Below are 8,635 nucleotides of genomic sequence, written 5' to 3'. Positions count from 1 at the left end.
GGGGTTTGGGCGGGTGGGGGGGGGGGCTGGTCCGCCGCGGGACCACCCCCCCCCCCCCCCACGCCCGAGACGCCGAACGGCGTCCGACATATCGAACCTTCCTCTTGAGGAGCCGCAACGACATGACCATCAACAGGCGCACGGTGATGGCGGCGGGTGCCGCCGGAATGGCAGCAGCCGCGCTGGGCACGACCCCGGCGTCCGCCGCCCCGGGAGGCGCGGAACGGCCGGGCGGAACACCGGCGAAGGAACTCTTCGGGACCCTGCCCGACGGCACGCGCGTCCACCGCTGGACGGTGGCCGCGGGAGGCACCCGGCTGCGCGTGCTCTCGTACGGCGGCATCGTCCAGAGCCTCGAGATCCCCGACAGACGCGGCCGGTACGCGAACGTGTCGCTCGGCTTCGACAACCTCGACGACTACGTGGCGGGCAGCCCGTACTTCGGCGCCGTCATCGGCCGCTACGGCAACCGCATAGCGGGCGGCACCTTCACCCTCGACGGCAGGACGTACCGGCTCCCCGTCAACGACGACCCCAACAGCCTGCACGGCGGGGACAAGGGCTTCGACAAGCGGGTGTGGGACGTCGAACCGTACGCGCGCGGGCGGGACACCGGCCTCACCCTGCGCTACGTCAGCGCGGACGGAGAGATGGGCTACCCCGGCACCCTGCGCGTCCGCGTCGACTACGTCCTCACCCCGCGCGGCGACTTCCGCATCCAGTACGAGGCCACGACGGACAAGGCCACCGTCGTGAACCTCACCAACCACACCTACTTCAACCTCGCCGGCGAAGGCAGCGGCAGCATCCTCGACCACACCCTGAGGATCGCCGCTTCCCGCTACACGCCCGTCGACGCCACCCTCATACCCACCGGTGAACTCGCCGCGGTCGCGCACACGCCCTTCGACTTCCGCACCGGCAAGCCCATCGGCCGCGACATCCGTGACGCGCACCCGCAGGTCGTCTTCGGCCGCGGCTACGACCACAACTTCGTCCTCGACAAGGGACTCACCGACGCCCCGCAGCACGTCGTGACCGTGTCGGAGCCGGTCTCGGGGCGCGTGATGGAGATCGCGACGACCGAGCCGGGCGTCCAGTTCTACAGCGGCAACTTCCTCGACGCCACGCTGACCGGCACCTCGGGGAAGGTCTACCGCCAGGGCGACGGCTTCTGCCTGGAGACCCAGCACTTCCCCGACTCGCCCAACCAGCCGTCCTTCCCGTCGACGGTGCTCCGCCCGGGCCGGACCTACCGCTCGACGACGGTCCACTCCTTCACCGCCCGCTGATCCGGCAGCCAGGAGTGCGGTCCCGGCGCCGGCTTAATGCCGCCGGCGCCGGCGCTGTCGGCGGGAAAGCCCGCTCGCGGCGGGCCGGCACCAGGGCGGATGCCCGAGCGCGGTGGGGCGTCACGCAGCGGTTCCCGCCAGCAGGGAGTGTCCGAGCGGGGTGAGGCTGTGCAGGACCGCCGTCCCCGTGCGCACGGTGTCGATCAGCCCGGCGGTCCGCAGGACCCCCGCGTGGTGGCTGGCCGCCGCGAGGGAGACGGAGGCGCGCTCGGCGAGCGCCGTCGTGGTGGCGGGCGTGCGCAGGAGGGCCAGCACCTGGGCCCGGGTGCGGCCCAGCAGCGCCGCGAGCGCCTCCGGCCGCCCGTCGGCGGCGGCGCTCCCGCCGGGCGCCTCGTACAGCGGATAGACGAGGACGGTCGCCGCTTCCGGGCGGTACATCACCAACGGGCCGGTCGCGAACCAAGACGGGACCAGCAGCAGCCCCCGCCCGCACAGCGGGATGTCGTACGCCGACGCCGAGGGCAGGTGGAGCGTCGGGTGCTGCCACCGCCAGGTCGTGCCGAGCGTCGTCAGCAGGGCGTCGACGCCACCGCGGAGCAGCATCTCCGACCGCAGCGCGCGATCGGCGAGGGCGTCCTGGCGGATCCGCGGCCAGAGCGGCTCCACATGCCTGGCGAAGAAGTCCCGGGTGTCGTCGACCAGGGCCCGGGTCGCGGCCGGGGAACCCTCGCCCAGCTCACGCGCCCACCGGCCCGGCCGGGCCAGACCACCGTTCCACCCCGCAGCCTCCGGGATGCCCAGATCGAGCGCCAGCCGCTCCGCCGGTGTCGCCGCGACCGCCTCCAGACCGCCGGCGAGGTCGTGGATCCCGGGCTGCAGCAGGAAGTCCGGTACGAAGCCGTCCTCCGCGACCAGCTCCGCGAGCGCACCGGCCCGGACACCAGGACCTCCGCGTACGGACCGGTGCCACTCCAGGGCGGCGGACCGCACACGTCGCGTCTGCCCGACGCCCCGGCCCCCGCCTGCCCGCCGGCTCTGACGCAGGCTCAGCCCCACGCCGAGGGCCGTCTCCGCCAGTGCGTTGGGCGCCGGAGCGAGCGTGATCCGGCGGAGATCGTCGGCGGTGAAGTGAAGGCGGATCATGACGAGCGATTATCCGCCCGCCGGACCCTTTCGACGAGGGGCGAAAGGCAGTGCGCCGAGCGCGCGGACGCCGCACGCTCCTCTCGTCCCTTCGCCTTCCACGAAATCCCCGCATCCCCACGGAGGTCGCGCCGATGCGCCGCATTCCCGTCCGAACCGCCTGCCTCGCGGCCACCTTGCTGCTCACGCCCCTCGCCGGCACACCCGTCCCCGCCGCCGCGCGGGACCTGCCCGACCGCTACGTCGTCTCCCGCGAGGCGGGCGTGCTGCCCGAAGGGATCACGGTCACCCCGGACGGCACCCTGTACGTCTCCTCCGACGGCCTCGGCACCTTGTACCGCGGCCGGATCGGCGCCCCGGACCTCGCACCGTTCCCGGCGCGCGGGCTGGAAGACCGCCCCAGCACCCTGGGCGTGCACACCGACCGGCGCGGCCGCGTCCTGTCCGTCGGGGGCGCGACCCTCACCGTCCACGACCGCCACGGCCGGCTGCTCGCCCGCCGCACCGCGGAGGACGGGCCGCTCGGCGCGCCGCACCTCAACGACCTGGCCGTGACCGACGACGCGGTGTACGTCACCGACTGGGCCAACCCCGTCATCCACCGGGCGGAGATCCACGGCTCGACCGTGGGCCCGCTCGAACCCTGGCTCGACATCCGCGCCGCGTTCCCCCAGTTCCCCGCCCGGTACTGGCTGTTGAACGGCATCGTGGCCGACGCGACGGGCTCCACCCTCCTCGTGGCGTCGAACGGCACGGAGGCCGTCTGGCGGATCGGCACCGCGGACCGTGAGGTCAGCCGGCTCGACCTCGGTGACCAGTCCTTCGGTGCCGACGGCATGGTGCTGCGCGGCCGCACGCTGTACGCCGTGCTCAACTACGGTGCCCCGCACGGCGTCTACATCGCCCGGCTCGACCGGGAACTCCGCGCGGGCACGGTCACCCACCGCCTCACGGACGAACCCTTCGACCTGCCCACCACGCTGGCGAAGCACGGCTGCCGCCTCTACGTGGTCAACAGCCAGCTCGACGAGCCCCCGGGCCGGCCGCCGTACACCGTGACCGCGATCCCCGACCCCACCTGCGACGACGCCCGGTGACCCGGCTCGGCCCCGGCTCAGACGTGGCCGAGGATCCTGTTCCCGGGGGCCTGGGGGTCGGAGGAGGTGAAGAACTCCATCGCGGCCGCGAGCCATTCGTCGAGGGTGAGCTCGCCGTCGCCGTCCCGGTCGAGGGTCCGGAAGATCTCCTCCGCCTGCGACTCCGGTACGCCGAGAGCGTGGTAGAGCCTGGTGAACTCGGCGACGTCGACGACCCCGTCGTCGTTCGTGTCGGCGAGGGCGAGGTCGGCCTCCACGGAGGGGCGGACCATCGCGGAGATCCGCTTCGGGTCGGGTGACTGGGCCAGGCCGGTGACGAAGTCGGCCCGGGAGATCCGTCCGGTGCCGTCGGTGGAGACGAGCCGGCTGAGGGAGATCCAGTAGTGGGCCTTGGAGTCGCGGAGGGCACGGACCTTGCGCGAGTCGGAGGGTTCGCCGGTTCGGGCGATGAGCCGCTCGGCGAGGGCGGTGAAGTCCTCTTCGGAGATGTAGCCGTCCCGGTCGGTGTCGAGGAGGTCGAAGCGGTGCCCGAACTTGCGGCTCAGCAGGTCTGCGGTCATGGGTCTGCTCCTTCGGAAGAGAGGGTGTACGGCGATGCACCGGTGGTCTATCGGACCGGGCAGCGCCGAGCCGGGAGCACCACGGCCGAGTCACCTGCGTGGCGGCGCCGATTCACCGCACGGCCGGTCACCGCGGGGCTGACACGCACACCGCCGGTCACCGCGGGGCCGGTTCTCCGGAGGCGGTCTACCGGTACGCACCGTCGCGCTGTTCACTGGCGGAGCCATGCACTCCCCGAGGACAGGAGGCCGCCATGCACGACGGAGACCCGCACGAGGAGACGGACGTCCTGGTGGTCGGCGGGGGGCCGGCCGGGGCGACGGCGGCCGCGCTGCTGGCCCGCCAGGGGTTCGGCGTCACCCTGCTGGAGAAGGCCCGCTTCCCCCGCTACCACATCGGCGAGTCCCTCCTGCCGTCCCTGCTGCCCCTGTTGGACCTGCTGGGCGCGCGGGAAGCCGTCGAGCGGCGCGGTTTCGTCCGGAAGACGGGCGCCTTCTACGACTGGGGCGGCCAGGAGTGGGCCCTGCGGTTCGACGGACTGGGGCCGGGCGCCCCGTACAGCTTTCAGGTCGTCCGCGGGGAGTTCGACAAGACGCTGCTCGACCACGCCCGTGACCAGGGCGTCCGGGTCCACGAGGAAACCGCCGTGCGGGCGGTCGAGTTCGACGACGAGGGGCGGGCGACGGCGGGGGAGTGGATATCGGCGGCCGGCCACCAGGGGGTGACCTCGTTCCGGTACGTGGTGGAAGCCTCCGGCCGCGCCGGGCTGCTCACCGCCCGGCAGTTACGGACCCGCCGGTTCCACGACGCGTTCCGCAACGTGGCCACGTGGGGGTACTGGCGGGGCGCGAAGCCCGCGCCGGACGCGCCCGAGGGCGCCATCCGCCTCTACTCCCTGCCCGACCACGGGTGGTTCTGGGCCATCCCCCTGCACGACGGAACCGTCAGCGTCGGCCTCGTCACCGACAAGCACTCCTTCACCGAGGGCCGTCGGCTGCTCGGTGGCACGGACGCGTTCTACGCCGACCGCCTGGCCCTCGCCCCGGCCCTGGCAGGCCTCCTCGCGGAAGCCGACCTGGTCACCGACCTGCGGGTGGAGAGCGACTACTCGTACGTGGCCGACACGTTCTGCGGACCCGGCTGGTTCGCCGCCGGAGACGCGGCCTGCTTCCTCGACCCGCTGTTGTCCACCGGCGTCCACCTCGCCATGCACAGCGGCATGCTCGCCGCCGCGTCCATCGCCGCGTCCCTCCGCCAGGACGTCGGCGAGTCCGAGGCGGCGTCCTTCTACCAGGGCGCCTACCGGCACGCCTACGAACGCCTGCTCGTCCTCGTCGGCGCCTTCTACGACATCCACCAGGGCCGCGACGACCACTTCCGCCGCGCCCAGCGGCTCAGCCACCGCGACCAGCGGCCGCTGCGACTGCACGAGTCCTTCCTCCACATCGTCACCGGGATGGAAGACCTCCACGACACCCGGGGCGACACGGTGGCCCACCTGTTCGGCGCGCTGAAGGAACCCCTCGCGGGCCACGAGCGGGTGGGGCTCGGAGGCCACGGGGCGAGCGCGATGACACCGTGGCCCACGAAACCGGAACACGCGGTCGCCGGCCTCCGGCTGACGCTGGAACCCCACCTGGGCCTGAGCCGGGCCGACGGCTGACGCACCCTCCCGCACCCGCTCGGACCACGACCCGCGCCTCGTCGACGCCTCGTCGGCATCGCTTTCGCGATCAACTCGATCCGGCCAATTCTCCTCGCTTTCAGGGCTCTCCGCGGGCTGACATCTCGCGTTCACCCCACATGCGACTTTGCTGGATTAACATGCTTCTTGACCTCCTCTTGGGGAAGTGTTGGTTCGGACTATGCGTCTGAATCCACCGAAAGGGAAGCGGAAGCCGCATGTTACGAGCTGCGACGACCCGGTGCGTGCTGACGCTCCTCGCCGTCGTGCTGCTCGCGTCGGCGGTTCTCGCCACCACCGGACCCTTCGCACACGCGTACACCAACCGCCACGCCGCCCTCGGTGGCCAGGCCGAGATCACCCCGTCCGGTGCGGAGCCGCACTGCGCGGCTTCGGTACCGCCGGTCCACCCGTCCTGGGGCGACCCGACCGGGTCACCCCAGGCCCGTGACCACCATCGCGCGGTCACCCCGCGAGCCTCCGGCCGGGCCGACCGGCCGACGGCCGCCCTGGATCGCGAACCAGCGGCCGGACGCGGCGAATCCGTGACCGGCACCCCGCACGAGCCCGCGTCGAGAGGCTCCAGAGCCCCGTCCCGCGCCGCCCTTCAGGTGTTCCGCTGCTGACCCGTGGCAGAGCAGTCCCCCCACACACCTCTCCCTCATGCACCCGACGCGCACCCATCGCGCGCCAGGAGGAATCACCACGCCATGCAACCCCTCATCGACAACGCGCGCACCTTCGGACAGCGCCCAGAGGAGTTCACCGGCCTTGCCGCAGGCCAGTCCCCGGAGGTCCTGTTCATCACCTGTTCCGACTCCCGGGTCGTCCCGGCCCTGATCACCGGCGCCCGTCCCGGCGAGCTCTTCGAGCTGCGCACGGCGGGCAACATCGTCCCCCCGTACGCCTCCGGCGCCCCCAGCGGCGAGGCGGCCACCATCGAGTACGCCGTGGAGGTCCTCGGCGTCAGCGACGTCGTGGTCTGCGGGCACTCCCACTGCGGCGCCGTGGGCGCGCTGGTACGCGGCGAGGACCTGACCGCCGTACCGGCCGTACGGGACTGGCTCGCACACGCGGCGGACGAGCCCCGGTGCTCCGATCCGACCGACCCGGCGGTGGCCGAGGCCGTGCAGAACCACGTCCTGACCCAGCTGCTGCGGCTGCGCTCGTACCCGTGTGTCGAGAGGCGACTGGCGGAGGGCCGGCTCCGGCTGCACGGCTGGTACTACGAGGTGGGAACCGGCGCCGTGCGCGAACACCGCCCGGACACCGACTCGTTCGAGGCGCTGTGAAGAGCGCGACGGCCGGCATGCGCCGCCGCTTCCCCCACCTGCGCCAGGACTTCCTCGCGTCCGTCGTCGTCTTCCTCGTCGCCGTCCCGCTGTGCGTCGGCGTGGCGGTCGCCTCCGGCGTCCCGGCCGAGCTCGGACTCGTCACCGGCATCGTCGGCGGCCTCGTCACCGGCTTCATGGCCGGCAGCAGCCTCCAGGTGTCCGGGCCCGCCGCGGGCCTGACCGTGATCGTCTTCGAGGCGGTCAGCGCGTTCGGGGTGGGCACGCTCGGCGTGATCGTGCTGGCCGCCGGTCTGCTGCAGCTCGCCATGGGCTTCCTCGGGATCGGCCGCTGGTTCAGGGCGATATCCGTCTCCGTCGTCGAGGGCATGCTCTGCGGCATCGGCCTGGTGATCATCGCCGGCCAGCTCTACGCGGCGGCCGGCCTCAAGGCCCCCAAGACCGGCATCGACAAGATCGTGGGCCTCCCCCGGGCTTTCGCCGACGTGCTCGGGAGTGCCGAGGCCCTGGCCTCGCTCGCGATCGGTGCCGGCACGATCGCCGTCATCGTGCTGTGGAAGAAGCTGCCGAGGCGGGTGCGCTCCGTGCCGGGCGCCCTCGCCGCGGTGGTGCTGGCGACGGCCGCCTCGCTCGGCCTCGGCCTGCCCGTCGCCACGGTCGAGGTGGAGGGCCTGCTGGGCGTCGTCCAGCCGCCCGGCTCCGAGGCCTTCGCCCAGCTCGCCGACGTGGCCGTCTGGGGCACGATCATCGCCTTCGCGCTGATCGCGTCAGCGGAGAGTCTGTTCAGCGCGGCGGCCGTGGACCGGCTGCACGACGGGCCGCGCACCGAGTACGACAAGGAGCTGATCGCCCAGGGCACGGGCAACACGGTGTGCGGTCTCCTCGGCGCGCTGCCGATGACCGCCGTGATCGTACGCAGCTCCGCCAACGTCGAGGCAGGCGCCAGGACCAAGGCGTCGCGGGTCCTGCACGGCGTATGGCTGCTGCTGTTCGCCGCCGTCCTGCCGTTCGCGCTCGCCCTGATCCCGCTGCCGGCCCTCGCCGGCATCCTGGTGCACGCGGGCTGGAAGCTGATCCCGTTCCGTCAGCTCGCGGGGCTGTGGCGGGGCCACAAGGGAGAGGCGGTGGTCCTGGTGGTCACGGCCGCGGCCATCGTCCTCGTGAACATGTTCGAGGGCGTCCTGATCGGTCTCGCCCTGGCGGTCGCCAAGACCGCGTGGGAGGCCTCGCACGTGAAGCTGGAGGTCACGGACAAGGGCGCCGGCCCCGTCCAGGCGCACCTGGCGGGCAACGCCACCTTCCTCCGCCTGCCGAAGATCCTCGACAGCCTGGAGTCCCTTCCGCAGGACCGCCCGGTCGAAGTCGACCTGTCGGGACTCCACCACCTGGACCACGCCTGCCGTACGGCGCTGGAGGGCTGGGCCGAGAGGCACAGTGCGACCGGCACCCAGCCGGTGAAACTCACCATCGCCGCCTGAGCGGACGGCGCCCGTCGATCCGCCCGCTGCCCGTCCGGGGCCTGCCACGGCCCTGGACGGGCGACGGGATCGTCGTCTGTTCAGCCGG

The 8,635-nt window shown here is 72.8% G+C and carries 8 protein-coding genes; 6 read left to right on the top strand and 2 right to left on the bottom strand.

What is annotated here, in order from left to right; all coding sequences use genetic code 11:
* The first annotated feature begins 122 nt into the window (after nucleotides 1–122).
* Nucleotides 123–1,292 (top strand): aldose epimerase family protein, encoded by a 1,170-nt coding sequence (locus ACFWJO_RS13515; protein ID WP_386864860.1) that lies wholly within the window; start codon nucleotides 123–125, stop codon nucleotides 1,290–1,292.
* Nucleotides 1,293–1,412: 120 nt separating this feature from the next.
* On the opposite strand, the gene ACFWJO_RS13510 is transcribed toward ACFWJO_RS13515, so the two are convergent.
* Complete coding sequence (locus ACFWJO_RS13510) at nucleotides 1,413–2,435, bottom strand: ArsR/SmtB family transcription factor (RefSeq protein ID WP_386864859.1); 1,023 nt, start codon at nucleotides 2,433–2,435, stop codon at nucleotides 1,413–1,415.
* Between the two features lie 134 nt (nucleotides 2,436–2,569).
* Here ACFWJO_RS13510 and ACFWJO_RS13505 point away from each other — a divergent pair, with 134 nt between their 5' ends.
* Nucleotides 2,570–3,532: a hypothetical protein gene (locus ACFWJO_RS13505; RefSeq protein WP_386864858.1), complete on the top strand. Its 963-nt coding sequence runs from the start codon at nucleotides 2,570–2,572 to the stop codon at nucleotides 3,530–3,532.
* A gap of 17 nt (nucleotides 3,533–3,549) precedes the next feature.
* Here ACFWJO_RS13505 and ACFWJO_RS13500 read toward each other — a convergent pair whose 3' ends face one another.
* Nucleotides 3,550–4,092, bottom strand: coding sequence for an EF-hand domain-containing protein (locus ACFWJO_RS13500; RefSeq protein WP_386864857.1), 543 nt, complete (start codon nucleotides 4,090–4,092; stop codon nucleotides 3,550–3,552).
* 254 nt (nucleotides 4,093–4,346) lie between these two features.
* Between ACFWJO_RS13500 and ACFWJO_RS13495 the strand changes: the two genes are divergently transcribed.
* The 4 genes from ACFWJO_RS13495 to ACFWJO_RS13480 all read left to right on the top strand — a co-directional run bounded on the left by ACFWJO_RS13495 (nucleotide 4,347) and on the right by ACFWJO_RS13480 (nucleotide 8,547).
* Nucleotides 4,347–5,756 carry an NAD(P)/FAD-dependent oxidoreductase gene (locus ACFWJO_RS13495; RefSeq protein ID WP_386864856.1) on the top strand — a complete coding sequence of 470 codons (1,410 nt, stop codon included), beginning with the start codon at nucleotides 4,347–4,349 and terminating at the stop codon, nucleotides 5,754–5,756.
* A 266-nt stretch (nucleotides 5,757–6,022) separates the two neighbouring features.
* A complete protein-coding gene (locus ACFWJO_RS13490; RefSeq protein ID WP_386864855.1) occupies nucleotides 6,023–6,403 on the top strand; it encodes a hypothetical protein in 381 nt (126 codons plus the stop codon).
* Nucleotides 6,404–6,487: 84 nt separating this feature from the next.
* Nucleotides 6,488–7,069, top strand: a complete 582-nt coding sequence (locus ACFWJO_RS13485; protein WP_386864854.1) for a carbonic anhydrase — start codon at nucleotides 6,488–6,490, stop codon at nucleotides 7,067–7,069.
* Between the two features lie 17 nt (nucleotides 7,070–7,086).
* Nucleotides 7,087–8,547 carry a SulP family inorganic anion transporter gene (locus ACFWJO_RS13480; RefSeq protein ID WP_386864938.1) on the top strand — a complete coding sequence of 487 codons (1,461 nt, stop codon included), beginning with the start codon at nucleotides 7,087–7,089 and terminating at the stop codon, nucleotides 8,545–8,547.
* The last annotated feature ends 88 nt before the right edge of the window (nucleotides 8,548–8,635 follow it).

It is taken from the genome of Streptomyces sp. NPDC127092, from assembly GCF_042722475.1.
Classification (GTDB): Bacteria; Actinomycetota; Actinomycetes; order Streptomycetales; family Streptomycetaceae; genus Streptomyces.
The sequence above is the reverse complement of the archived record's forward strand: the minus strand, read 5'-3'. Positions and strand labels throughout refer to the sequence as shown.

Bases quoted from the DNA above. Each gene is read 5' to 3' on its own strand.
- ACFWJO_RS13500 (WP_386864857.1), bottom strand. From the start codon at position 4,092: ATGACCGCAGACCTGCTGAGCCGCAAGTTCGGGCACCGCTTCGACCTC.
- ACFWJO_RS13495 (WP_386864856.1), top strand. From the start codon at position 4,347: ATGCACGACGGAGACCCGCACGAGGAGACGGACGTCCTGGTGGTCGGC.
- ACFWJO_RS13510 (WP_386864859.1), bottom strand. From the start codon at position 2,435: ATGATCCGCCTTCACTTCACCGCCGACGATCTCCGCCGGATCACGCTC.
- ACFWJO_RS13515 (WP_386864860.1), top strand. From the start codon at position 123: ATGACCATCAACAGGCGCACGGTGATGGCGGCGGGTGCCGCCGGAATG.
- ACFWJO_RS13480 (WP_386864938.1), top strand. From the start codon at position 7,087: ATGCGCCGCCGCTTCCCCCACCTGCGCCAGGACTTCCTCGCGTCCGTC.
- ACFWJO_RS13485 (WP_386864854.1), top strand. From the start codon at position 6,488: ATGCAACCCCTCATCGACAACGCGCGCACCTTCGGACAGCGCCCAGAG.
- ACFWJO_RS13505 (WP_386864858.1), top strand. From the start codon at position 2,570: ATGCGCCGCATTCCCGTCCGAACCGCCTGCCTCGCGGCCACCTTGCTG.